Here is a 23,264-nt window from a genome sequence, read left to right as displayed (position 1 = left end):
CCAGATAATAAAAAACCGCCAAAAACGGCGGCTTAATTTGTTTTAAAGTTACACTTCGATTTGATATACAGCGCCCGTTGGCGCACTTCGTTTTATTTCATTTCCACTGATATAAACTCGATCACCTACGTTGAAGCGTGTTGAACTGGTACACAGTACTAGCCCTGTCCCGTCCACAACCAATACCTTGTAGTTTGGATGATCAGCATTTTGCACCGTGGCTATAAATTCAGGCGTTTTAGGCAGTAAATCTAATAGTCTTGATAATGCATTACTCACGATTCACCCTCTCTATAGATGTGGTTTGAGTGACTTTTTCATAGCTAAAAGATCCGCTCACACCATCGGTAATGCCCCACCAGTCGCCATTAAAGGCTGTTAATTCACCCGGTAAACACTGCCCGATTTCTTGAGTGATTGGCATCAGTAAGCTATGTGTCTCTACCATGCCAGCTTTGGCCAGAACTTCTCGTCCTTTTTCATACATCGCACTAACAGACGTAAAAAGTGGGTTATTGATCGGCTCAAGCTTTACATCACCTGCCGTGTCACGCCGTTTTACCGTACCCGTTTCACCTGTTCGATCATTTGTTAAGAACACACCGTTATAATCCGGGTAAAGTGCATAATCAGTGGAGAGATCCGTCACGACCGATTCAGGAATCACCCGATCATACTCATCAATTGCAATCGAATCCCAAAAGGTCTTTTTGTACTTGGCTTTAATCGTCAATGTATTGCTGTTCGGCTCACTGTAAATAAAACCACCTGCTGCATCCGCTATCAATTTAATTGCGGCAATTGGTGTCAGGTTTGAATAGCTCTGGCTGTTTGCAGGCAATACCCAACCAAGCGCATCGATCAATTCCCAATTCAACACAATGTCGCTATTTACACGGTCAAGCTCTGCTTGTACCAGTTGTACTGATGTTCGCTCATTCTCTTGGGTAAAAGAACGTGTTGGCGAATATGGCGCATCAAGTAAAGCGGTTGGACTACGGCCAGAAAGCTTATACACCTCTTTTGCAAACTGTCTCGAGCGTGAAATGTTCTCTAGCAACATGCGGTGCTCATTGCCGTTGACCATAATTTTTAAAATCACGGGTTGGCCATCAATCGGTTCTAACTTTGACTTCTCGTAAAATGGAATTGTTAGATTGTAAGACCAACACCACGAGCTACGATCGCAACGATAATCACCGTTGTTGACCTGAATTTCTTGCCCGTTATCCAGACGCGTTACTTTTAAATCATTCACGATATACCACCAATCAACAGGCTTAAGGTTGGGCAAGCACTGATCAGCACCAAAGTTTAAAATGAGATTGTGTGAATCAATGTCATGACACTGACAAATGAAATTAAGATCTGTTGAGCCGACATATTCAGGCTTTGGTTGCGGCTCAATTGGATCTACAGAGGATTTGCGGTAATAAACAGCTCTCGCTACTTCCCACGGAATAGAGTCGGTAGTAACTAGCTCTAAACCTTTATCGTGTTTGAACGTGAATCGCTTTTCAAAAACTTCCGCGACTTCATGACTAAAGATAATTTTCTTACGCTTTCTAATCATTTCATCCCAGTCAGTCTGCCGATTGATTAACAACTTTTCAGACTCTTCAAATACCGTGGTTTTAGCAATAAAACGTTTATCGTTCTCTTGCCACACGATTTGATAGTCACTCGAAAGCTTTGTTTTTTCTTCAAAGACAGATTTAACCGATTGCTGCAGCTGTAAAGTTTTATCAAATCCAGTACTCACCGTATTGGATAAACTTAAACCACACTCAAAAATAAAGGCGCTGTTATGCGCCTTAAAAGCTGGTTTGCCAAATCTCAAATGTTGTTCAAGTAATGCAGGCAAAGCATTTTGATAACTAAAACCACTTAAATGACTGAGACCACGAACAAAATTAATATCGAAATGAGTGCCGACAGTAGAAATGAACCCAGTATTAATCACAGCATCAATCGAACAAAATTGACTAGAAACTACTGCATTGATCTCAGCATTTAAATCCGTTGCAACTACACAATCGATTTGCGCAACACTACCTTGTAATGTTGTAATTTCTGCAATAAGTGCAGTTGAAATTACCGCATCAATACTCGCTGTAATGACTTCATCAGCACCGAAATTTAGAACGACATTATGCGCATCAACTGTGCCAGCGACTTCATTGAAATTTAGATCAACATTATAGCTATCAGGTGGGATGTAATTTGACACATGCACACCTCTTTACGTGGACGGACGAAGCACAATTGAATTAATCATCAAGGTACTGCCAAGCGCTAAACTTGGATTTGCTAATGTAATATCCGTACCTACTGTAAAATCTGCTACTGCATCCCCATTGCCATTGTAAAGCCGAGCCCATATTGCGGTACCAGTCTTGGTGACAGTTGCTGCATCCGTTGGATTTAGCTCGATGTTGTCAGCGTTCAATGCTTTAAAACAAGGCTTGGTCAATGATAGAGATACTAGCCTCGCACTTGGATTAGCAGCCACTGCAACACTACTTGGTTTTGAATCGTTATAAAAAGAAAAAGTAGCATTACCGCTACCTGTATCTAAGAATGTTGCCAATGCTTGCAATTGTGCTAAGCCAGCGGCCACAGATGGAATCACACTCATTTTGGCACCACCAGATCTGCGATAACAGCGTTATATTGATTTAAAGGATGATGAGCAATAATAAAGAACTTATTTGCGGTCAAATGATTAAAAACATAATTTCCGCTTTGATCGGTCATCACTTCAGAAATCAATCGCCCGGATGCACGCTCAAACAGTCTCAAGCGACAAGGAAACGGGATATTCAGCTCTTTGACTTGTCCTTTTATTGCTAAGCCAATATCACTTGTTAATATCAAATCACTTGGACAAATTGCTTGTTTAACCTGAAGATCTAAAAGCATCATAAATCTCCAATTTTAAGAACGATCTGACCTAGATTTGAAGTTGATGCGATGAATGCAGCGATATATAGGGCACCATCTTTCTCTATCAGTTGAAAGTTTGAATACGGTTTTTGTTGAAACAACCAATATAAGTTCTTGATTTGTCCCCGCAAAACGTTTGTCGTATCTTCTTTAATAAAAACTGGGGCAAACGGTGCGGTATTCGTTAAAGTTGATGCACCAATTACGTTATTAACCCCACTGCCTGCAGTATCTGAACTTAAAGATAAACAGTTTGCAGTTTTATAATTGGCGCTTTGTGCATAATCCCTGAGCAATAATAACGAACTGCTCGCTGATGAGGAAACCAGACCAAAATTTACACTTACAGACCCACCATTATTACTGAGCGTTAGATGAGATTGTAGGAACGTACAACTATTATCGGCATTTAGCAGCGACTTAAATGCACCAAATCCATAGGCTGACGCATGTTGTGTGTTCACAGTTGCCGATGTTACTGTTGTTGTGGGAATAATATAAAAATAATCCCCATTCCCAACCAAGATCCACTGTCGATTACCAGCTGCCGGTGTTTGAGAGTTAACCAACCCACCTGAAACTGAATTACTAGCTGCATAATACCAACGTGCCCACCCATTGACACCACTTGTTCCGCTTCCTGTCCCAACCCAGTTCTTATCAGGATTTGCAATATCGTAGGGTGCTTGAACGCCTGACATGGCATCAATGCCGGTCATATCTTCTACGATACCCACTTTGGCATATTTAGCATAAGTCGATGTATATGCAGCATCAAGTGCATCAACAACTCGTAGATATGGACGTGATGCAAGCAAAGTATTCGCTGAGCGATAAGCTGCTTTACCAGTTCCACTATACGGCTTTAGCCAGCCCAATGCAGGTAGAGAACAACTTATTGTGCCCGTTGCTGTATTTACACTTGGTGTTGCTGCAAGTTGAAAGGTAATGCTATTGGCATTTGGCACAGTCAAAATACGAAACTCACCGTTATATTCGGTTTGTGTCGCACCTGCAATCTTGATCACTTGATATTGCATAAAGTTGTGAGCAGAACCAAAGGTGGCTGTGACTGTTGTTCCACTAGCTGTAAGTGTTGAAACTGTTTGCGAGCCAAAACCATTAACAAGACATGCATCAAGCACATCAATCATACAGCCAAAATTGTTGGTTAATTGCGGTGCATTAGTATTGGTATGCACGTAATACTTAATATCTGTACTTGCGACCATTTCTTATACTCAATAAAAAAGGCTGCATATGCAGCCCTTAGATTTAATTACTTTACACATCGCGATCAATATCACCGCGATACATAATTTGAAAGTTATCGCTCAAAGTGGTTGGTTCGGATTGCTTCACTGTACGAATACACCAAAGCGGATACATGGCTGCGATGGTGTTAAATCGCAAGACATTTCCACTTACCCAACCTGTCCCCCAACCCTCTTTTTTAATTGTGAAATACGGCGCACTGGTGATGGGATTGATTGGTGCGCAATCAGCATTTACATTGCCCGTTCCAATCTGCCCCGACACCTCGCCAATAATTCTAAAGTTTGTCGTGTCAGTAAAAACGATTGCCCAACGTTCCTGAATAGCACCCTTATTGGTAATTTGGACAGGATTCAAAGCATCGTTGTAGTTTGGCGTGATCGGCTGGCCAGCCGGACTATCATCCCACACGCTATTCCAAGTACCTTGCACAAACTTCGATGTGTAGCGACTAAACATATCACCCACCACAACAACAGATCCAACAATCGAATTATCGGCATCATAGTTATGAGTGACTGGCTTTGTGAAAGTCACTTGGCCATTGATCTGTACATCGTTAATTAAGCCAATGTCTTGATAACGATACGCTGCTGAGATAGGTGCAACCAATGCATTCAAAGCAAAGTCACCGCTTAAAGTTACTTTGCCATAATCATAATCAATGGTGTACATATCATAAGGAACCTTGGTTCCATGACTATCTTCAAGCTCACACCACGAAATACGCTGATCATTCAGATCGTATGTTTGCCCTGCCACGTGGCTTGGTAGCGTTTGCAGCTTAGATGAAGCAATCACGCCAATGTCACCCACTCGAAAAATAGGAACCCGACCATCGGGCGGCAATCGCGTAGCAGACAGTCCCAGTATTTCGGAATCAAGCGGAATATAGGTATAAGCCACAGCGTTATAACGAACGCTTGTAGGATCTATCCAGTACGGCACATTGATATAGGTTTTACTCGCTTCAACATACTCAAGTTCAGGCAAGTACCAGTCTTGCGCCTCTATCTCACCACGATTTTCGCTTGTGATTTCAGTCTTAGTGTAAAAGTAAATATCAACAAAGCCAATATCGTAGTTAATCAAACCATGTGCTTGTGCTGTTTCAATCACCCCTACATTATCGGCTGTAAGCGTGAGTTGCCCGCCTGCCATTGCTGCAGCAACTACAGTTAAAGAACCGGGTCGAATTGGAATTGTCGGGGTACGAAAGCTGACATGCTGAATCGGTGGCATATCCGTTGTTGTCGTTAAAGACTGCAGCGTCAAATTGTTATCAACACTTGGGGTCCAACTATCAACATCAATGATACCTGTACCATATTGAATAGTACCAGACTGTGTTCCGCTCCCAGTTGCAGGATCTATATTGCGATAGATCAAACCATTTCGATCAATAAACGTATCAGATCCTGCTTTAAAACGAACTGATCCAGTGAGTATCTGTTCATTAAATCCTTGGGTTAAATCAAAGTTAAGCTTTGATACGGTGACTTGTTTGGTACCTGCATTTGTACCGGATGTATCTCTATAATTTACTTGCACATCAACATTTGAAAATGCTTTTAACTGTGCTGAAACTAACTCTAATGCGCTGCTTTGCGGCAACTTAACTGCTTCTGTCATATTAAGCGCTCACATAATAAGTTTGCGGTGTATAAATGGTTTGCCAACTGGTTACATTTAGAACTGGTGTAACTTCAACCGCACCCGTGGCATAAGTAATGCTGCCTTGCACATTACCCAAACGATCAACCAGATTCCCTGTAGTAGAATTTATAGGCACATCAAACACGGTGACTGTCTGAAATACCGTTGAACCCACACCGCTCGACACAGGTATTTGTAGCTCTACGCTATTCGGTTGAATCGCTGACCCTGTACCAATGGTAAAGCTGAGTTTTTGACTTAGATCTGGTGTCACCGCTGATACTGTCTGTGTTTTAGGATCGCCATAATTAAATACAAAATTAAATGCCGTGTTTTTCTGCGGTAACTTATTCGGAATTAATTTGCCCAAGCCCGTAGCATAATTAATGCTACCAGTGGCATCGCCTGTGAATTGACCCAAAGCATTACTAGAAGCTGTTTTAGAAACACCGTCTAAGGTCCAAGTAACCGAAATAGAACTCGCCGCAATTGCAGCTTGCCCTAAATCAAATTCAATCGCCGCAGGTAACACAGGCAAATTTACACGGGCAAAGGTTGCAATCGGTGTGCCCCATAACAACAGAATTGGCGTGCCAACATCAGGCAATGCCCCTGCCGTTAATAACCAAGATCCTGTTTGATAGTTGATGCTACCCGTGCCGATCGAATCATTTGCCGCGACTAAGCGACCAGTACCATTGTCTTTAAGTGTATAAAACTTACCTTGCGCCATATAAGAAATTGACAGCGCACCCGGTGCAGGAATTGGCAATAAAACACCAGTCCAGTTGGTTCCTTGATTGTTTGCGGTCACTGGCAAGGCATAAGACTCAAAAGGCTGAGTTGGCATCGCTGCGGGCTTAAATGTGATATTGATTGATACCGTTCCCGTACCAATTGCATTGGTCCAAACGATATGACCCGTTTGATAGTCGATCGTACCTATTTGAGTACCTGATAAAGTACGCAAGGTCCCGCCATTGTCTGATATCGCTTGGCCAAATAAGGTGAATGCAATTGAACCGGGTAAAACACTCGAACCAATGTATAAACTCTGATTCGTGTTCACATTAGTCGTAAACGGCGCTGTAATGGTTCCGCTATTACCCGCAACCAATGCAATATTCTCACTTAATGCATTTAAATCAATTAACGGCGTTTCTGTCTGTGAAGATGGAATCAACTGAGAAAAGATCGATGCCGCTTGGATCGTAAAACTATTTACAGCAACATCATCGGCAATTTTGACACTTGCATAATACTTGCCCGTATCTGCAACGATCGTATCCCGAATATTCGTTGGTGACTTAGAGCCTTTGTACCATTGTGATGCTGATAACCCGATAAAATCACGCTCAAGCGGATCATTAATCGAATATGTACCCAACTTATATTCAACCTGATTGCCATCCACCATCATCGTTGCAAGACGTGTTTCAACTTTTGTAAGTCGCACATATTGCTCAAACTCAGTTGATAAGCCCTCATTTGAAACAAGTACAATCGTATCACCGACACTGCTTTCAGTATCCGTTTTAAACATCGCAACTTGTATGACTTTCATACCCTGCCAAAGCGTATCAAGTGGTGTCCCTGCTATTTGGCCACCTTTGGCCAAGTAATTTTCAACCCGATTGGCTGCACTAGAACGCATATCTGTATGGCTTTCGGTACTGAACAATAACGCTGAAACATTCGGATCTTCGGGATTTTTTGAAATGAATACGGTTGAGCCCATTAGGCTTTCAGTGTCGTTGTTATTGATGGCTGGAAATATTTTACGAAGTGATACACGCCCCATAGTTCGATCTAGTTCCGATACATCAGGAAAAAGATTGTTACTCTCACCATCTACTACGATCTGGCCAGAATACTTACCGCCACCGTCTGAAGTATCTGTCAAACGCTCAGACTTATATAAAACTAGGTTATTGGTCTCAATCGGCATTTGGCACCTCGATAAACTTTAAAGTCACTTCGTAGTAGTCACCATCTGATACAGTTGGAAAACCCATCACTGGCTTGGCATCTATCGCACCCTCAGCATGATTAAAAATCACATTGAATTGACGCGTATCGTGTGGATATTCAAAAATAAGGGTGAATTGCTCGCCGATCAGTGCTGACCAGTCCTTAAGTATTGAAAGATCAAATCTCTTAATCCAGCCTTGTTCCCCTGGTGGCGAAAGTGTGATTGGTCGACCGGACTTCTTCTTGCCCTCTTGAACAATCAAAGTTCCGTCAATTGCTCGTTCTTGATTTTGTTCAATTGGTTTCCAAGTAAATTCATCAGACCATAAAAAACCGTCCTCAAGTGGGACGGTTTCATTTGTTAAATTGCGTTTAAACTTCATTATCTAGCCCTGTTTAATTGCTCCAACTCAGTTAAAAAGTCATTCATTAAATTTTGTTGTGAAGGATCTCCTAGCAATTCCAGAGACTTACCACCAAAATCGATTTTATAATTAACTGTTTTGGGATTTGAGGTTGATATATTTGGGGTGTTATTGTTGATTTGGGGTGCAGAGATTACAGGCGCTTTGCTATTGCCACCTTTGGAAATAGATCCACCACCAGCATTACTCGAATTTTTATTTTCCCAGTATGCGAGTGTTTTCTCCATTTCTTGTTTAGTCGTATTCAAGCCAGTAGTGGTTCCACCTTTCAGCGAATTAGTCGTTTCGACTGCTAAGCTATATTTCGCTTTATCGGCTTTGTCTCTCGCTTGGCTTGCATTCATACCCGCTGCAACAAGTCGGTTGTAATAATCTTCAGCCATTTGATCGATGCCGCCTTGCAGATCTGATAAGCCACGGTTATTTGAAGCATCTTTAGCCTTCCGCTCTGCACTAATCTTCGCCATTGCATCTTCCCACTCCTGCAGGCTGGTTTTTGCTTCTTCTCTCGCAATACGACCCAATTCACGGAATCCATCAGCCGCAGAACCCCTTGCTGTTCGACCTACGCGATCAACTGAGTCGGATAAATCATCCATTGTTTTAACAGATGCTTTGCCCAAACTATCAACGGATGATTGAAGTCCATTTGCTGAAAGTTGAGCTTCATACCATGCAATTTTTGCGGCATCACCAGATGCATAGATTTTATCAGCCATATTGATTAATGCTTGTTTGATGTTTTCTGCTGATGCTGTCCCACTATTCATCATCACATTAAATGCTTTCAATTGAGAATCTGCCATTTTATTAGCTTCCTCTCTTGATGTAATACCAAGTAATTTGTATGCTTTTTCAACCTCAGAAATATTAGCAGGCAACTTACCATTCACTTCATCAAGGTAACGCATACCCATTTCTACTTGCTTAGCAGATAAAACACCTTGTTTTTCAAACTCAATTAACTTGGCTTTAGCTGCATCAATTTCAGCTGGGCTTTTTGCTTGATCCGCCCATTTTTGCCATGCTGTATAAGTTAAATCTGCCGCCTGTTTTCCTGTTGCCCCCATCAACTCTAAGTTGTTTGTAAAGTCATCAAATGCCCTGCCTTTTTCTTTAAACCCTTCAGATACTTTATTAAGTGCCACATCAATATCTATACCTAATGCGGCAGCACCTTTTCGCCCAGCAGCCAGGCGTGAATCAAAGTTTTGAACGGCAGTGCTAGATTCCTCCATTGCTGAAATAATAACCTTTCCAGCGCTATTAAATTCAGCCTTTAAACCTTGAGCTGCAAGTTGTGCGTTCAATGCTTTTAATGATGCTTGTCCAGCGGCATCGGCTGATTTAATAGTTGCATCTGCTACTGCCTGAGCTGCTTCTATCTTTGCCTTTTTAATTTTCTCACTTTCGGTTTGATATTCCTTCTCTTTCTTATCGAGCTCGGCTAATCCTGCAATTGCAGCATCAATCGCATTTTGATCGCCTGATTTTCTTGCCTCAAGCAAAGTCTGTTGTAACTTTATTCGCTCATCACTAATTGCCTTGTAGTCAGCAACATGTTTTTCCTCTTGGGCTGTAATTTCTGCCAACGTTTTTTCGTTATTTGCAATTCTCTCAGCATTCTTTTCTTCTTGGCTTAAGCCTATCTGACGAATCGCCTCAACACCTGCTGACTGGAATTTTTGGGCATTCTGTTCTGCCTTTAGATAAAACTCTTCTGACTTTGCAGTTAGTGTTTCAAATAATTCATATGCTTCTGCCGATACTTGACCAAAGGTAAGACGTGATATCCAGTAACTAAATGCACCAGCCGCACTGTATAACCCGCCTGTGATAAGGTCTATAGCTATTGTAATACCTTTAAACCCATCATTTAGAAATCCAATTACAACGTTTACAGCCTGAAGAGCCTTAGTAAAACCATTTGTATTATCAGATGCAGAATCAATCCCACTATTAAAATTAAAAATTTGCCCCAGAACTGTATTAAGAACATCTCCTGTAGTTTCAAATATTGTTCCAATTGTAGAACCTAGTGATTTAATCGCATCATATGCAGATAACAATGCAGTTTTAAGTGCTTCAATAGTCTGAGGGTCAATCTTTTTCAGTTGATCACCAAACCATACAAATCCTGAACCAATGTCTTTTAGAAGAACTTCAACAATATCTAAATTATCAGCTAGTACCGATAACCATTGAGCTACTGTTGCACTTGCGCCATTCGCTTGATCCATCTCACCAATTAGGATTTGCCAGGATGTTGCAATTTTTTGAAGTGCTTTGCTTATAGTTAATGGCATTTCTGAATACTGAGCATCCACACCCGCTTTTTGTTTAGCTAAAGCTGCAAGTACACGTTCCGCAGATAGCTCGCCGGCTTCAGCCATCTTGCGTAGTTCGCCAGTTGTAACTCCTAAACCTTTAGCTAATGCTTCAGCTAAGCCGTAGCCATTCTCCATAATGGAGTTAAACTCTTCACCGCGAAGAACCCCACCCTGCATTGCTTGAATGAACTGCTGTACCGCCGCTTCACTTGCTTGTGCTGAACCACCACCCAATTGAATTGCTTTTGTGACTGTACTCGTCATGTCCAAGGCGAATTGCTGAGACTTGCCCATATCTTTAGCAACAGTATTTAATCTAGTGAAAAGATCGCCTGTTGCATCAAGACTTGAGTTAGTCTGCAAAGCGATTTGGTGTACACCTGCAATGGCTTGCTCAAAGTTCCCAGTGTCTTTGGTAGATTGTTGGATTTTTGCCGACAGCACTGCATAACTGTCTGCTGCTTCAGCTAATTCTTTTACCCCCAATCCCATACCCAAAGCAGCCATAGCACCAACAAGTGCATTTACTACAAATTTAGAACCTTCTATGCTTTGATCAAATCCAGTCGTATTTGCACGTAAATTTAATAAAAAATCTAAACTATTGGTTGTCATACAACTTTCCTTTAGGCGAAAAAAATCCACCAGATGGTGGATACATTAAATTTTTGGAACCCATAGTTATGGGTTTTAAATAACTTGTATATTATTTAGTTGCTTTATCTGCCTTGCAGTAATCAATTAAAAAAATAGAATTATCCATATAGGTCATTCCTTCATTCATATATTCTTTAGAAGACGATTCATTATCCTGCATAAAACCAAGAAAACTTTTTATTATATATTCATATGAATATAACAAATTTGTTTTCAAAAATTGTTCACAATCAGTATTAGTTTGTTTGCTTTCCAATTCTCTTTTAATAGCTTGTAGATTTTGTATTGGAGTTGCCAAACCAATTCTTGGTGTTGAACCTGCCAAAGATAAAGCATCAGACCATTTCCCGCCAATTTCCCTATAAAACTTCTGATCGGAAGGGCTTAATTTACTTGAAACTGCGAGCTTTTCAATTTCTTCATCTTTTAATCTTTGAGTTTTAGATTTAATTAACTCAATATTTTTAATTTTTTGTTTTTCAGACTCCTTATCTTTATTGGATTTATACATATAACCCATTACTAATAAAGAAAAAACAACAAATGCGACTATTAATTTTTTCATTTTTCTTATCTCACTTATTCTTCACATCAATTTTAAAAATTTTGCCTCTACACAAATATACTTTGTACTCTTGCATATCAATATCGTACTTATACTCTGTCGTTGCACAAACAAAATTGCCATCTTCATAAACAAAATATCTCGGCTTTGCTTTTCCCATTTTGCTAATTAACATTTCCTCAGTATCACCGATGAAAATAGCTTCAGTGGTTGTACGCATTGAATTTGTATCGCGAGCGAAGACATTTGCAGAAATTAAAATTGAAAAAATTCCCAATAATAAGTATTTCATTTATTAAACCAGTTGTTTTTAATTCCAATTAATTTAGCAAATGGTCTAAATGAAGTCATTAAAAGATTTTCCATCATTTTTCTAATTGCTTAATGCTCTTATCCCAGTCTTGCTTGCTTGTATTCATAGCCATTCTTACAGCTACTGCAGTATTTTTAATATTTTGTCGCTCATTTCTTTGAGCCGCTTCAATGTATTTCAAAAATGCGCCATAGGACATATTCAAAACCTCTTCTTCTCTATGGCCATGCTTAATAAGATAAGAAATCGCATTAAACCAACTGGAATCTTTACTGTTTTCGCCCGTAGGTTCTTTCTTAAAGAAATCCTCATTCACTTGAATGATATTTAAAACCAGATCTGCAATAGCTTCCGTGTTCTCTAAACGGTCTGCAAAATAATTAGCATCCAGTGTGGTTGCTAACGAAAATACACCCATGATTTGAATAATATTGGTTTCAATTAACGGCGTGATTGTTTCTACTGAATAACTTTCTAGCTTTTTAATCGGATCTGCAAATTGAGCAAAGCGACTTAAGTTCTTGACTTGGATCTGCTTAATCTCAATATTCTGATCAATAAATTTATAAGGCAATGATTTATTGTTTAAAAGAAAAAAGTCATTCATAGAAAGAATCCTAAAATTACAGGCACGAAAAAAGACGCTAATGCGCCCCTGTGCCTGTAAGTATTATTAAGCTGTTACTGAAAAACGTTCGATGTGACCAAAGACACTTAATTCAGCATCGTTGGCTTTGCTATTGTCAGCCATGCAACTGCCAGTAATAGAAAACTTATTAAAATCTTCATTGATAAGATCGAATTCAGTCTCTGGTGATAGCGTTAAGCGGTGCAACTCAACCACGACTTTATCCCCTGAAATCGTATCTATACCTTTGAACAAGACTTTATATTCAGACCCAGTGTTATTTGCGATAGTGGTTCGTGTCTTGGCAGCAGCAGTTCCTGACCACTTCACCGCGCCAGTAACAGATTGAACAAATTCTACCGTTCCATACACCGCATCAAGAATATATTTGCTTGAATCAATATCGGCATTAGATCCATCTTTGAACGTTACACCCGTTAGATTGCGCAAACCTAAGTCGATAATGCTTCCAACCGTAACAGTGCCAAGTGAGCGATCAGTGATGGTTTCCGATGCAATGCTAATACTATTACCACTCATCACAAGCGCTAAACTAGTTTTATTAACTGTATCGAGCTCTCCATCAACATCAACACCCGTTTGCTTGTAAAGCGTTGCATCTTTAGCACGTTGACCATAACGACTGTCGTAGTGATCTACTTTATCAGATGAAATTTTTAGTTTTAGCGTTGGCATATTCCCGACGGGTAGTAGTGCACCCGCAACGCCGTTCACAATTTTTGCTAAACACAGCTCGCCCTGCAGCGAAAGTAAATCAGGCTTCGACATTATTTTCTCCTACCTGTTTTTTGTTTGATTGCTTTACCTCAACCTTAGGCGTTTGCTCAACATGAGCATTTTCTTCTAAGACTTCGATAATTCCGTCTCGTTCTAACTGAATAATTTGCTCAGCTGGCAAAGATCCAATAATTTCACCTTTTGCCCATCGCCCGATTGGCTTCAAAGCTTTGTATTGCTTATCCATAAATACCTCATGTAAATATTTGAATTTCAAACATCAGTGGAAAATATGCAAATCCCGGTGAGCTTCCAATTCGCACTGGTGAATTTGCCCGTTTAAACATTCGATAACCTGCTACTTGAGGATTGAAGCCCTGCAATGTGTCCAGTAGATTTCGAATGAATGGATCTGCTTCTTTACGCAGTGAGTTTGTATTTTGCAATTGAGCGCCCGCATCTCGAATACACAACACGACTAACCATTGCTGAAATACTGTTGCCGAACTTCCATTACTCGCGCTATCACCAATTCGGTCATCGAAATAAATCACACTTACTGACGGCGCATTGTTTGAGGCTTCGAGCATTGCCTCTATGGTAAATGGAGTGTTGACCTCAACCAATTCAGTCATTGCTGTTTGAATTTTCTCAACTAGAATTGGCTCAACTGCAAAATAGTCTTTAATTACTGTCATAGTTACACCACAAATATTCCAGTACCAAACAGGTGTGTAGGTTGATCATCCTGCACAGGAAAATTCAAAACAGCTTTGCCAGTTGCAATGTTTTTAAGCCAACTCAACACATCTTCGTAGTCAAGCCGCACAATGTCCGTAGGCTTATCCTTATACAAGTAATATCTTGCGACTACAGCAACGGCACGCTTAACTGGCTCAGTTGTTACAGGTAACGGTAAGGGATATTGAACAGCTATATAACCATTCACCATTTCTATGGCATCCGAAATGGCTTGTACGGATGTTGTTGGATTTGCTCCCTCTGTTTTGGCAATATTACGTTCAAGTCGGACGATTTCAGTTTCACCAAAACGACCGATAAGCTCGTCCCGTGTTAGATAAGACATTTAATCCACCACTCTATATGTTATTGATTGTCTCAATTGGCCAGTGTCAATTAATGGCTTGCTGCTACCTTTACGCTTGATTGTTTTGGCTTTCAACGGCGTAAATTTGCCATTCACCATGTACATCTGCACATCTGCCGCAGCTTGCATCCCCAAAACCTGCTTAATCTTTGTAGGAGTGGTTCTAAGTAAAAGTAAGTCCTTTACCTCTCCCAACAAATATTTGCCGTATTTGCCTTGGTTTAGTGTGATTGATGCACGAAGAAACGACCGCTCTGGAATTTTGCGGCTAGGTGCACCATATTCATGAATTGCTGCTAGATCTGGCATCGTGATTGAACGTTTACCGCTGTGCATCCCAAAAGCGCCGATCTCAACCTTGCCTAGAAACTTGTTCGCCTGCTTTTGGAACTGTTTTAAAATCCAACTTGGATTTTCTGACATTTCAGCTTTTACTTTGAACATGGCCATCTAGCCTCTTATTACTTAGCGGCCACCAACTTTGCTTGCAGATCTTCAAGTGACTCATCATCACTAAATTCGACATTTAGCTCAGTTAATTTGGCTTTTACTTCCACCAATTCAGCTTCACGTTTTGCCTTGGCTGCTGCTGTATCAGCTTTGCTGCTTGGCTTGGCTTTCTTAACTTCAGATATGATCAATTCACCTGATTTTTCTAAAGCTGTGAATAAAGGATGATTGGCTAAAGCTTCATGCTGATCATCTGTAATTTCTACTTCTACGCCTTTCGGTAGTACAACAGGACCAGCTGCAGTACGTGCAGAAACGCGACCCATTTCACCCTGATATGTATATTTCGGCATTTTCATTGCTCCAAAAATGACTAAAGCCGCTTAATTGCGGCTATTTAGTCATGATTTATAAATTGGTTAATTAAGTTTTAGGAACGTCCATATAGCGCAGGCTATCTACACGTTTGAGCCATACCCCTTGATACAAGTAATAACCCGGTGTGAATAGGTCAAGCCCATCAGCCTGAGGTGCTAAGAATTCCAACTCTTTTGGAATACGCATTTCGATACATGCTGGATCGCGACGATAAACAGTAATACGGCGAATACCACCAACCCCCATCGACTCTGTGCGACTTGTTGCACGGATAGTGAGTTTTTTCCCTTCAAGCGCAAGCAAATTATTCTTAGACACCCATTCAAAAATGGTGGTCTCTAAATTATCAGCGATACGTCGTTGAGTCAGAATGCGCATTAAGCTTGTTGGTAAGATCATCGTATCTGGAGTAATTGCGGGATTGAATTCACTTGCTTCAATCGCATCAGATAAGATGTCATTAATATCTGCAAGGATTTCATCTGGTGTTGCAGTTTCCCATGCCTTTAATGCAGTCTGAACATTAACCCCAGTTTGGTTAAATAAGCCACGCAAACCTAGATTAAGATCACCCACCCAAGCAATACGAGACATATGCTTTTCAAAGCCCAAACGTGCAGCTTGGATCTTATCAGCTTCAAGGGTGATACCCGCTTGAGATGCTGTGGCCAATTCAAGAATCGAATACTGATAGCCAATTGAACCTGATCGAACGCCTAGATCCACGTTGTCGTAGAATACTTCAGCTAATGGAATATCAACGCCTGTCCCGCTATGGTCCTGACCTTCACCTACGCCGTTTTTACGTTGTAATGTATGCTTGGTACCAACAGTTGCGGGGAAATTTGATTTCACTGGAATGTATGAAGCGTATTCAGTTGCTTCAGTCATTTGTGGTGTCATTTCATTACTTGTTTCTAACTGAACAAGCAATGTCACCAAGTTTTTAAGATTAAATGCATCACCCGCCTGAGCTTGCATAATTGGCGCTACACCACCAAACAGGGCGAGCTTTCGATTAATAAGTTGTTCACGATTCATGTATTAAGCCCCGCGTAATTGAACAATAGCCATGCCATCAGCATTGGAAATGCAATCCCAAGTAGCACCGACTAATTCAGTGCCATCTGTTGCACTTGTTTGATATGAACCCAATGGGTTGTTTGTAGTTGCATTCGCTGTGCGAACGTAAACCTTGCCACCTGTAGCCGTAATTGGAACGGCGGGTTTTACCCAGATTCGACCGACTCGCATGATCGGCGGCACATCGTACTGCTGATATGCTTCTTTGCCATTTGAATCAGTACCGTTCTTGCCGATGTGTTGATGTACAACGATACCGATGGGACGTAATCCACCACCTACGATAGAACAACGAACGCCGTCACCTGCATCACAAGCGACTTGACCATCATTTAATGTGCCTGTGCCTGCCATTGGCATAGAGCGCACATCTTCAGGCGTACTTTTAAGGCGTTGCCCGACTACCGCCACTTTTGAATTAAGCTGCATTTATTAGCTCCTTAAATATCTTTTTTCCAAGCTGTTGTTTTGTCATAGCCCTGTTCTTGTGCAGGTGTCGAACCATTCCCTCCTGCTGCTGGGGTATTTTGGCTATCACCCGTAAAGAAACTATTAATTGGGTTTGACGGGGTTTGAGTGCCACTGGTTGCAACAAGCGCACGAAACACCATGTCGACTTGCTCAGGCTTAGCGTCGACAACCGTAACTTGTCCCAAGATAGCGCCAACGATTGCATCGCCAGCTTTGGCAGTAATAGCCTCACGCTTAATTTGCTCACAAGAACACCCATCAGTTTTGACATTTGCATTGAGTTTTTTTGCATCTGAAATTACAGTTGCACGCTCATTGGCCAATGCTTCTAACTTTTCTGGAGTGACTTGATTGGCTTCAAGCGTCGTCACTTTTTCAGCATTGGTTTTTGCATCTGCAACAACTTTATCGATCACAGCTTGAACGGCGGCCAACTCTGAAATTGAAAACTCTTGATCTCCAATTTTGAGTTTTGAATTAACCGTTTGTTGCAATGATGCTAATAAGTCCTGATCTTTTTTTAGTGCTGCTGTTAAAGCCGCATTATCGGCAACATCAAAAGGGATGCCATTTACAATGATTTGCATTGTTTTCTCCGTTGGATTTGGTTGTTTTGGGTTTTGATCGCCAATGCGGCAATCGCCTCCGCAACGGCCATATTTGACAAGGGCAACATGATCGCCGTAGAAGTTTTTAAACTCAGCTTGGTAAGGCGTTCCGTCTGGTGCAGTACCAGTGATGAAATGAAGTTCAGCGCCATAACCTAAAGACAACTCCAAGCGTTCTTGGCTTTGGATCTGCTGAATCACATCACTGTCTTTAATCAGCAAATCACCAATTAGATAATCCCCATCACGGCGAACATTCGATAATGTGCCGATTGAATGAGTTTTCCATGTGGCGGCATTTACAGCATTACCCGGTGGATGATTGTCTGTGACATCTACACCCTGATAGCTCTGGATTGTTTCAGGTCGAAATAGCTCATCGGCTGAACTAAAGACATTAATGACTTGATCAGGCGTATACCCCTCAATGCCATTAAATTCCGCCGCATAGTATTGGCGAACCTGTGGCGCTTTGCCGAGTCGAGCATCTCTGCACAATAAAAAACCCTCTGGTGTGAGGGTTCTTGTAGATTGAGCAGGTGCAAAGTCACCTAACTTTAAGTGAAGTAAATAGCGTTTCATTGGCTTTCCTATAGGCAATAAAAAACCCACTTCGGATGAGTGGGTTTAGTTGCTCGTTGTTATTTATTGTACTGGATTTCCAGAATCAACTTTTCGTTGCCATCGATCTTGAGTAAGTTTTTGTTCGGGGGTTAGGCTGTCATAACTCACTGTTTTTAGACTCGCAATATGCGCTTGAGCTTCATCATGGCTTTTTTGCATTTCAGATTGCCATGCTTCCAGATCGTCACCATATCCATCTTCTTTTGCAATTTTACGCTGCTTTTCTAATGGTAAGGTTAAAATACCAGGAATCGATTTTGTCATTCATCTATCTCCCATAGTTCAATTTCAACTACACCGTTAGGGAACTCTCTGCGATCTTTGACACGAAAACGCTTAGGTCGATTGAATATAACTTCATACTCTTGATCTTTATATTCACTTATGAAGTTTACATTCTTTGCTGTCTTTGAGTGTATCACAAGTCGATGCGGATAAAAATCGAACACATCACCATCGCCATAAGTCGCGCTTGTAAAAGCATTGTATTCAACCGTATCACCAATTTCGTGTTTAGCTAAAAGCTCCGCTGGCAATCGGGTACGGCGAACTACTGCACCTATGTGATTTGGCAATCGATCTAAAGCACTACTCAGCACCTTTGAAGCTGCAACTAGCTCAGAATAAAGCGGATCGCCCTCATTAATTAAGCCATTCAACATACTATTCAAATTGCCGTAACCATTGCCCGTGTAATGTCGCAATGCTACCTGTTCAGGCAACGTAAGATTATATTCTTCAGCTAAGGCTTGAATATTCTTATCGCTCATCAGGCTATTTGCAATTTTGCTAATCTGGTTCTTGTTCAGCCAACCTAACAAATCATCATTTTGCTGCTCAATTAAGGTTTTTATCCCTTTTCGAACTGCCATTGCCTGCTCTGGTGTCTTTGCATCCTTATCAAATAAATGCGCCGTGTAAGGTATTGGTACACATCGACATCGAATCGGAATACCCGGATGCCCGTCTGGTGGTGGGTCATTCCATGCGAATATCAAACCATCGCGCAAACGGTGCGAATGTCTTACACGTTCATCATGACTAGTTGACCATGTGTAATGAGTAATACCTAACTTTTGCTGACGGATCTGAGCGAGCCGCCCGTTGATTTTTCCAAGTTGATCAACCGCAATTAACTTAGCGCGTGAATCAGTGGAATGGCCAATATCCAAAATTGATTTTTTAATCTCATCGGAACGCTTACCCGTCTGTATCCCATCAAGTACGGCGGCTTCAACTTTATCTAAGTATTGCTTAGGTATGGACTGGATCAGTGATACGTTTGCAGCAATAGCACTATCAACTGCATCTTGTAGATCCTCATCTCGCATCAAGCCAGTAAAATCCAAACCTGTCGACTTTTGCAGCATTTCTACAATTTGCTTATCGCTTGCTTTCTTCTGCTTCAGAACGATTTGCGTAGCCAATTGAGCTGCTATCAGATCAATACTATTCGTGATCTTCTGTTTTAGATTTCCCAGTGCGTTTTTAACACTGGAAAATATGCCATCTCCGATATGGATCTCAATTGAATCACCCATATTGAAAGCCAACATCGGCTCAATATCATCCTTAACACCCTTTTGACATAAATGACTTATCGACAATAGGGCTTTGTAATATTCAACCTCAGTTTTCTTAGAAATGAATATAGGTTGCGGTTTTGCTTTACGTCCTAACTTTGATTTATGGGCTTGCTGAATTAGCGGCTTAAGGTTGCTGAGAATTGTCATCTATTTGCCCCGCCAAATCTTCTAGCGCTTGGATATGAGCATCATCTAAAAAGTCGTAAGTACCATCTTGCTGAAGCTGCTTTGCAATCATTGCCTCAGTGATAATCCCTTTCTCTAAATATTTGATGTCACGCTCAGTGTTGTTCTTCTCTACTTCAGATCGGGTTTTTACATCGAGCTGCCAGAGCGGATAAAACACAAAATTAAAGCCTGCTGGTATTGCTCCAAGCAGGCTTTTAAAGATCATGGGAAATATCCGTTCTAGTATGGGTCGCAAGGTCCAGTTTTGTTCTGTGTTGACTCGATCGTAGTAACTTCGCAAATCGAATTCACCGCTATTGTTTAAGCCAGATGTGGTTTGACCGAATAGCAATGTATAGGGCATGTCAGCAGCACCAGCCGTTTGTTGGCCAAACTCTCTCATCAAATCTGGTAAGCCACCAAATGTATAAGACTTAGACTCATACTCTTCATCCTTATCAATGACTAACATGCCATTAATACTTTTAAGCAAAGCTGCTGCACCAAATCGCTCCATTGTCTCTTTAGCGCGATTAACGATATTCATCATTAAATTTGGCATACGAATCACATCCACTTTTGCTTCGTGTACTAAACTCGCTGCGCCTGCATTGGTTGCAATGTAGTTACGCAATGTGTAGTAGATTGCCAGCAAAAGAGATTCGCCCTCATCGCCGTGTTTCACACACATGATTCGAGAATGATGTATTTTGCTTTGAGTACCATTGCCATTACTAATTTGGTAATACATTGGTTGTTCTGGTTCACCTGCGCTCAGCTCTAAAGGTACATATTCCTGATTTAAAGGCTGTACTTTGGATTTCTTTAGAACTGTGAAAAATTGAAGCCCACCTTGTCGTAACTTTTCAATCTCAAAAGGCTGATCCAATGACAGACCATCTGCTAATCCAAATACCAAATACGCTCGACCATACAAACGAGACCAAATAAGAAGCTTGGCCAAACGCTCGACTAAACGTAAACGCTTAATTTCATCACTGATCTTGATTATTTGACCATCCTCTAATCCAATGAAGTACCACCCAGCTCGAAGCATATCCAATACGGGACGATTGACAATTTTCTTAGCAAGCCAGTCTTGATATACCGCTTCGAAATCATAATCAGTAAGATTAGTTTCTTTTGCAAAATGGCCATGTGATGACTTATCACGGCTTGTATTGAGATTAGATACAAAGTTGACATAAGCACCATCATTCACAATGACTGGCGCTTGTGTTTGATTGCGCTCTTCCAAGATATTCTCCTTAATCTAAAAGGTCGTAAGGATTCACAACCATATTTTCGATCGCATCAATTGTTGGGTCCCACTGGTCATCGTGGTCATGTGTCATATCCGCAGTTAGCCCCTCGATTTCTTCGATGTAATTTAATAACCACGGCGCTTTAGCGGGTAACATCACCAAACCATCTTCGACATAAAAAACAACATCCATAGTCCTAACGAGTTTGTCTGTATCTCGTTGGATCGCTCGAATTGGGATAGTTGTTTCTCTTGAAATAGTTTGAATAAGCGTTGTTCCGCTGGCTTTATCCTCAACAGCCATATAGCGTAGATTCCCGATTTTGGTATCACCCGCTTTATGTTTATTGATGAATTTCTTACCCTCTTTTATTAGCTCTGGTGCTTCCCACTTACCACGATGTACATCGACGATATAAAGCTTGTTGTCGTACCCTAGACCAGCACATAAGAAAACTGAGAAATCGTTATGCTCTTTAATCTTTTGCGCCGTATCGGCAAAGATTGCTCGCCATTTAAGTAGTGGCAACTCTAAGTAACGCCCGAACCACTCAGACTTAACTAAATCACCGCCTAACTTTTTAGGGTTCTGCATGTACTGACTTGCAAACGTATAACGTGAGACAGCCGCGCCGTCTTTATCTTCACCACCTTTTTCCAGTTGCAATAAAGATTCAAGTGACTCTTTAAGCGGCCAATAACTTTGACGACCGTATGGGTCGCGTTCAACATCTCGCGGAACCTTGGCTTTTATATGCTCTGGTAATTGGTTGATATAATCATCATCAATCAAAGCTGGTATGCAGATCTGCTCCCACTTACCTGGCACATTTCCAGTCATTACGAAATTGGTTGGATCTTCAACGTGCAAACGTTGCATGATCAAAATAATTGGTGTGTCTGACTTGGCTTTACGTGAGTTGACCGTGTTCAGAATCTTACGATTGGCTTTCTTACGTGCCGATTTACTAAAAGCATCCTCAGGTTTTAATGGATCATCCAGAATGATAGCGCCTGTAAAGCCCTCATTTGCCAATGTACCTGCACGACGGCCAGTGACTTGCCCACCCATTGAAGCAGCATAAACATGCCCAGCATCAAATCCATCAACTGTAGTTTTCCAGTTGGATTTTGAATCGGTGCTTTTTGAAATCTTTACTGGCCACAGTTGTTGGAAATCTTCGGATTTCACAATATTTCGTGCTGTGGCGGCAACATCTTCAACCAATGACTGGGAAAATGATAAATACAGAAAACGTGAACGGGCAGCGCGTGCCATTCCTCTCGCGATTAAGTTTGTTAGTAATTCCGTCTTACCTGAACCAGGTGGGACATTAATAACAAGATTTTTAATTCGTCCTGCAATAACCTCATCAATTGCCCATGCAATATATTCATGATGCCAATTGACTGAAAACTTAAAGCCCATGCGCGGTAAGAAAAAACGCCGTGTAAAGAATAAATGTTCTTTTTCACAGCGTTCTTTTTCTAATTGCATATCAAGAAAGCTAGTATTTACTTTCGAGTTCATCCATTGCCTGCCTTATCTGTTCAGACGTTGCTACAACATGGGTAACATGCTCAGGGTTTAAAGGTTGGCCATCTGCACCTGTTAATTGCGTTTTACTTGTATTTGTATATTGCCCGCCCATCTCTTTTGCAGCTTGCTCCGCCCATTTCGGAATCAAAACTGGATTGTCTGGATATTTATCAACTAAACCCTGTAGAAGCTGAAGTCGATAGCGCATGTTGGCAATTGGAATAGCTTCAAGTTCTTGGTTTGCTATACGGCGATACTCAAAGAATTTATCTCGTAATTCCTGACTTAAGTCTTGACCAATTCTTTTTGTTGGATCGTAGGCCTCACATTGTTGTGGGGTCACATCAATACTAAAAACTTCTTTAACTGAACGGGATGTTTGGGTTGGTGTTTCAAACTCAGCAAGCATCCTAACGATGAACAGTTTCACCTTTTTGGTAATACGTGCCATTTCCACCATTCCATCTAAGTACATCTAAG

At 41.1% G+C, this 23,264-nt stretch carries 26 protein-coding genes; all 26 read right to left on the bottom strand.

What is annotated here, in order from left to right:
* Positions 1–48: 48 nt before the first annotated feature.
* Entirely contained in the window at positions 49–279 is a 231-nt protein-coding gene (locus AAV96_RS09165; RefSeq protein WP_046739069.1) for a hypothetical protein, read from the bottom strand.
* Complete coding sequence (locus AAV96_RS09160) at positions 272–2,230, bottom strand: hypothetical protein (protein ID WP_046739068.1); 1,959 nt, start codon at positions 2,228–2,230, stop codon at positions 272–274. Before AAV96_RS09160 ends, AAV96_RS09165 begins: the two co-directional genes overlap by 8 nt.
* Positions 2,231–2,242: 12 nt before the next feature.
* Positions 2,243–2,638, bottom strand: coding sequence for a hypothetical protein (locus AAV96_RS09155; protein ID WP_046739067.1), 396 nt, complete (start codon positions 2,636–2,638; stop codon positions 2,243–2,245).
* The gene (locus AAV96_RS09150; RefSeq protein ID WP_227505836.1) at positions 2,635–2,925 is read right to left on the bottom strand and encodes a carboxypeptidase regulatory-like domain-containing protein; all 291 of its coding nucleotides are present in this window, start codon (positions 2,923–2,925) and stop codon (positions 2,635–2,637) included. The genes AAV96_RS09155 and AAV96_RS09150 overlap by 4 nt, the downstream gene beginning before the upstream one ends.
* The gene (locus AAV96_RS09145) at positions 2,922–4,178 is read right to left on the bottom strand and encodes a hypothetical protein (protein WP_046739065.1); all 1,257 of its coding nucleotides are present in this window, start codon (positions 4,176–4,178) and stop codon (positions 2,922–2,924) included. The genes AAV96_RS09150 and AAV96_RS09145 overlap by 4 nt, the downstream gene beginning before the upstream one ends.
* A 52-nt stretch (positions 4,179–4,230) precedes the next feature.
* Positions 4,231–5,853, bottom strand: a complete 1,623-nt coding sequence (locus AAV96_RS09140; RefSeq protein WP_046739064.1) for a hypothetical protein — start codon at positions 5,851–5,853, stop codon at positions 4,231–4,233.
* Between the two features lies 1 nt (position 5,854).
* Positions 5,855–7,825, bottom strand: coding sequence for a hypothetical protein (locus tag AAV96_RS09135; protein WP_046739063.1), 1,971 nt, complete (start codon positions 7,823–7,825; stop codon positions 5,855–5,857).
* A complete protein-coding gene (locus tag AAV96_RS09130; protein ID WP_046739062.1) occupies positions 7,815–8,231 on the bottom strand; it encodes a hypothetical protein in 417 nt (138 codons plus the stop codon). The genes AAV96_RS09135 and AAV96_RS09130 overlap by 11 nt, the downstream gene beginning before the upstream one ends.
* Positions 8,231–11,218 (bottom strand): tape measure protein, encoded by a 2,988-nt coding sequence (locus tag AAV96_RS09125; protein WP_046739061.1) that lies wholly within the window; start codon positions 11,216–11,218, stop codon positions 8,231–8,233. The genes AAV96_RS09130 and AAV96_RS09125 overlap by 1 nt, the downstream gene beginning before the upstream one ends.
* 91 nt (positions 11,219–11,309) lie before the next feature.
* The gene (locus AAV96_RS09120; RefSeq protein WP_046739060.1) at positions 11,310–11,825 is read right to left on the bottom strand and encodes a hypothetical protein; all 516 of its coding nucleotides are present in this window, start codon (positions 11,823–11,825) and stop codon (positions 11,310–11,312) included.
* 10 nt (positions 11,826–11,835) lie between these two features.
* A complete protein-coding gene (locus tag AAV96_RS09115; protein ID WP_046739059.1) occupies positions 11,836–12,117 on the bottom strand; it encodes a hypothetical protein in 282 nt (93 codons plus the stop codon).
* 73 nt (positions 12,118–12,190) lie between these two features.
* A complete protein-coding gene (locus AAV96_RS09110; RefSeq protein ID WP_046739058.1) occupies positions 12,191–12,745 on the bottom strand; it encodes a hypothetical protein in 555 nt (184 codons plus the stop codon).
* A gap of 66 nt (positions 12,746–12,811) precedes the next feature.
* Complete coding sequence (locus AAV96_RS09105; RefSeq protein WP_046739057.1) at positions 12,812–13,555, bottom strand: hypothetical protein; 744 nt, start codon at positions 13,553–13,555, stop codon at positions 12,812–12,814.
* Positions 13,542–13,751, bottom strand: a complete 210-nt coding sequence (locus AAV96_RS09100; RefSeq protein WP_046739056.1) for a hypothetical protein — start codon at positions 13,749–13,751, stop codon at positions 13,542–13,544. The genes AAV96_RS09105 and AAV96_RS09100 overlap by 14 nt, the downstream gene beginning before the upstream one ends.
* Before the next feature lie 7 nt (positions 13,752–13,758).
* The gene (locus AAV96_RS09095; protein WP_046739055.1) at positions 13,759–14,202 is read right to left on the bottom strand and encodes a hypothetical protein; all 444 of its coding nucleotides are present in this window, start codon (positions 14,200–14,202) and stop codon (positions 13,759–13,761) included.
* A gap of 2 nt (positions 14,203–14,204) precedes the next feature.
* Positions 14,205–14,591 carry a DUF1320 domain-containing protein gene (locus AAV96_RS09090; protein WP_046739054.1) on the bottom strand — a complete coding sequence of 129 codons (387 nt, stop codon included), beginning with the start codon at positions 14,589–14,591 and terminating at the stop codon, positions 14,205–14,207.
* The gene (locus AAV96_RS09085; RefSeq protein ID WP_227505835.1) at positions 14,592–15,062 is read right to left on the bottom strand and encodes a hypothetical protein; all 471 of its coding nucleotides are present in this window, start codon (positions 15,060–15,062) and stop codon (positions 14,592–14,594) included.
* Positions 15,063–15,073: 11 nt separating this feature from the next.
* Positions 15,074–15,415 carry a hypothetical protein gene (locus AAV96_RS09080; protein WP_046739053.1) on the bottom strand — a complete coding sequence of 114 codons (342 nt, stop codon included), beginning with the start codon at positions 15,413–15,415 and terminating at the stop codon, positions 15,074–15,076.
* A gap of 70 nt (positions 15,416–15,485) precedes the next feature.
* Positions 15,486–16,481, bottom strand: a complete 996-nt coding sequence (locus AAV96_RS09075) for a major capsid family protein (RefSeq protein ID WP_005217366.1) — start codon at positions 16,479–16,481, stop codon at positions 15,486–15,488.
* A 3-nt stretch (positions 16,482–16,484) separates the two neighbouring features.
* A complete protein-coding gene (locus AAV96_RS09070) occupies positions 16,485–16,952 on the bottom strand; it encodes a hypothetical protein (protein WP_046739052.1) in 468 nt (155 codons plus the stop codon).
* Positions 16,953–16,963: 11 nt separating this feature from the next.
* On the bottom strand, positions 16,964–18,184 hold the full coding sequence (locus tag AAV96_RS09065; RefSeq protein WP_046739051.1) for a DUF2213 domain-containing protein: 1,221 nt from the start codon (positions 18,182–18,184) through the stop codon (positions 16,964–16,966).
* 63 nt (positions 18,185–18,247) lie between these two features.
* Positions 18,248–18,490: a hypothetical protein gene (locus AAV96_RS09060; protein WP_046739050.1), complete on the bottom strand. Its 243-nt coding sequence runs from the start codon at positions 18,488–18,490 to the stop codon at positions 18,248–18,250.
* Positions 18,487–19,959: a phage minor head protein gene (locus AAV96_RS09055; RefSeq protein ID WP_046739049.1), complete on the bottom strand. Its 1,473-nt coding sequence runs from the start codon at positions 19,957–19,959 to the stop codon at positions 18,487–18,489. The genes AAV96_RS09060 and AAV96_RS09055 overlap by 4 nt, the downstream gene beginning before the upstream one ends.
* On the bottom strand, positions 19,937–21,238 hold the full coding sequence (locus AAV96_RS09050) for a DUF1073 domain-containing protein (RefSeq protein ID WP_046739048.1): 1,302 nt from the start codon (positions 21,236–21,238) through the stop codon (positions 19,937–19,939). The genes AAV96_RS09055 and AAV96_RS09050 overlap by 23 nt, the downstream gene beginning before the upstream one ends.
* 10 nt (positions 21,239–21,248) lie before the next feature.
* Positions 21,249–22,775 (bottom strand): phage terminase large subunit, encoded by a 1,527-nt coding sequence (gene terL / locus AAV96_RS09045; RefSeq protein WP_046739047.1) that lies wholly within the window; start codon positions 22,773–22,775, stop codon positions 21,249–21,251.
* Positions 22,753–23,235, bottom strand: coding sequence for a DUF2280 domain-containing protein (locus AAV96_RS09040; protein WP_046739089.1), 483 nt, complete (start codon positions 23,233–23,235; stop codon positions 22,753–22,755). The genes terL and AAV96_RS09040 overlap by 23 nt, the downstream gene beginning before the upstream one ends.
* Between the last annotated feature and the right edge of the window lie 29 nt (positions 23,236–23,264).

This window comes from Acinetobacter sp. AG1, from assembly GCF_001005525.1.
Lineage (GTDB): Bacteria > Pseudomonadota > Gammaproteobacteria > Pseudomonadales > Moraxellaceae > Acinetobacter > Acinetobacter modestus.
The sequence above is the reverse complement of the archived record's forward strand: the minus strand, read 5'-3'. Positions and strand labels throughout refer to the sequence as shown.

What these genes read in the sequence shown, in the direction of transcription:
- AAV96_RS09155 (WP_046739067.1), bottom strand. Translation starts at nt 2,638, where the DNA reads ATGAGTGTGATTCCATCTGTGGCCGCTGGCTTAGCACAATTGCAAGCA.
- AAV96_RS09150 (WP_227505836.1), bottom strand. Translation starts at nt 2,925, where the DNA reads ATGATGCTTTTAGATCTTCAGGTTAAACAAGCAATTTGTCCAAGTGAT.
- AAV96_RS09145 (WP_046739065.1), bottom strand. Translation starts at nt 4,178, where the DNA reads ATGGTCGCAAGTACAGATATTAAGTATTACGTGCATACCAATACTAAT.
- AAV96_RS09140 (WP_046739064.1), bottom strand. Translation starts at nt 5,853, where the DNA reads ATGACAGAAGCAGTTAAGTTGCCGCAAAGCAGCGCATTAGAGTTAGTT.
- AAV96_RS09135 (WP_046739063.1), bottom strand. Translation starts at nt 7,825, where the DNA reads ATGCCGATTGAGACCAATAACCTAGTTTTATATAAGTCTGAGCGTTTG.
- AAV96_RS09130 (WP_046739062.1), bottom strand. Translation starts at nt 8,231, where the DNA reads ATGAAGTTTAAACGCAATTTAACAAATGAAACCGTCCCACTTGAGGAC.
- AAV96_RS09125 (WP_046739061.1), bottom strand. Translation starts at nt 11,218, where the DNA reads ATGACAACCAATAGTTTAGATTTTTTATTAAATTTACGTGCAAATACG.
- AAV96_RS09120 (WP_046739060.1), bottom strand. Translation starts at nt 11,825, where the DNA reads ATGAAAAAATTAATAGTCGCATTTGTTGTTTTTTCTTTATTAGTAATG.
- AAV96_RS09115 (WP_046739059.1), bottom strand. Translation starts at nt 12,117, where the DNA reads ATGAAATACTTATTATTGGGAATTTTTTCAATTTTAATTTCTGCAAAT.
- AAV96_RS09110 (WP_046739058.1), bottom strand. Translation starts at nt 12,745, where the DNA reads ATGAATGACTTTTTTCTTTTAAACAATAAATCATTGCCTTATAAATTT.
- AAV96_RS09105 (WP_046739057.1), bottom strand. Translation starts at nt 13,555, where the DNA reads ATGTCGAAGCCTGATTTACTTTCGCTGCAGGGCGAGCTGTGTTTAGCA.
- AAV96_RS09100 (WP_046739056.1), bottom strand. Translation starts at nt 13,751, where the DNA reads ATGGATAAGCAATACAAAGCTTTGAAGCCAATCGGGCGATGGGCAAAA.
- AAV96_RS09095 (WP_046739055.1), bottom strand. Translation starts at nt 14,202, where the DNA reads ATGACAGTAATTAAAGACTATTTTGCAGTTGAGCCAATTCTAGTTGAG.
- AAV96_RS09090 (WP_046739054.1), bottom strand. Translation starts at nt 14,591, where the DNA reads ATGTCTTATCTAACACGGGACGAGCTTATCGGTCGTTTTGGTGAAACT.
- AAV96_RS09085 (WP_227505835.1), bottom strand. Translation starts at nt 15,062, where the DNA reads ATGGCCATGTTCAAAGTAAAAGCTGAAATGTCAGAAAATCCAAGTTGG.
- AAV96_RS09080 (WP_046739053.1), bottom strand. Translation starts at nt 15,415, where the DNA reads ATGCCGAAATATACATATCAGGGTGAAATGGGTCGCGTTTCTGCACGT.
- AAV96_RS09075 (WP_005217366.1), bottom strand. Translation starts at nt 16,481, where the DNA reads ATGAATCGTGAACAACTTATTAATCGAAAGCTCGCCCTGTTTGGTGGT.
- AAV96_RS09070 (WP_046739052.1), bottom strand. Translation starts at nt 16,952, where the DNA reads ATGCAGCTTAATTCAAAAGTGGCGGTAGTCGGGCAACGCCTTAAAAGT.
- AAV96_RS09065 (WP_046739051.1), bottom strand. Translation starts at nt 18,184, where the DNA reads ATGAAACGCTATTTACTTCACTTAAAGTTAGGTGACTTTGCACCTGCT.
- AAV96_RS09060 (WP_046739050.1), bottom strand. Translation starts at nt 18,490, where the DNA reads ATGACAAAATCGATTCCTGGTATTTTAACCTTACCATTAGAAAAGCAG.
- AAV96_RS09055 (WP_046739049.1), bottom strand. Translation starts at nt 19,959, where the DNA reads ATGACAATTCTCAGCAACCTTAAGCCGCTAATTCAGCAAGCCCATAAA.
- terL (WP_046739047.1), bottom strand. Translation starts at nt 22,775, where the DNA reads ATGAACTCGAAAGTAAATACTAGCTTTCTTGATATGCAATTAGAAAAA.
- AAV96_RS09040 (WP_046739089.1), bottom strand. Translation starts at nt 23,235, where the DNA reads ATGGCACGTATTACCAAAAAGGTGAAACTGTTCATCGTTAGGATGCTT.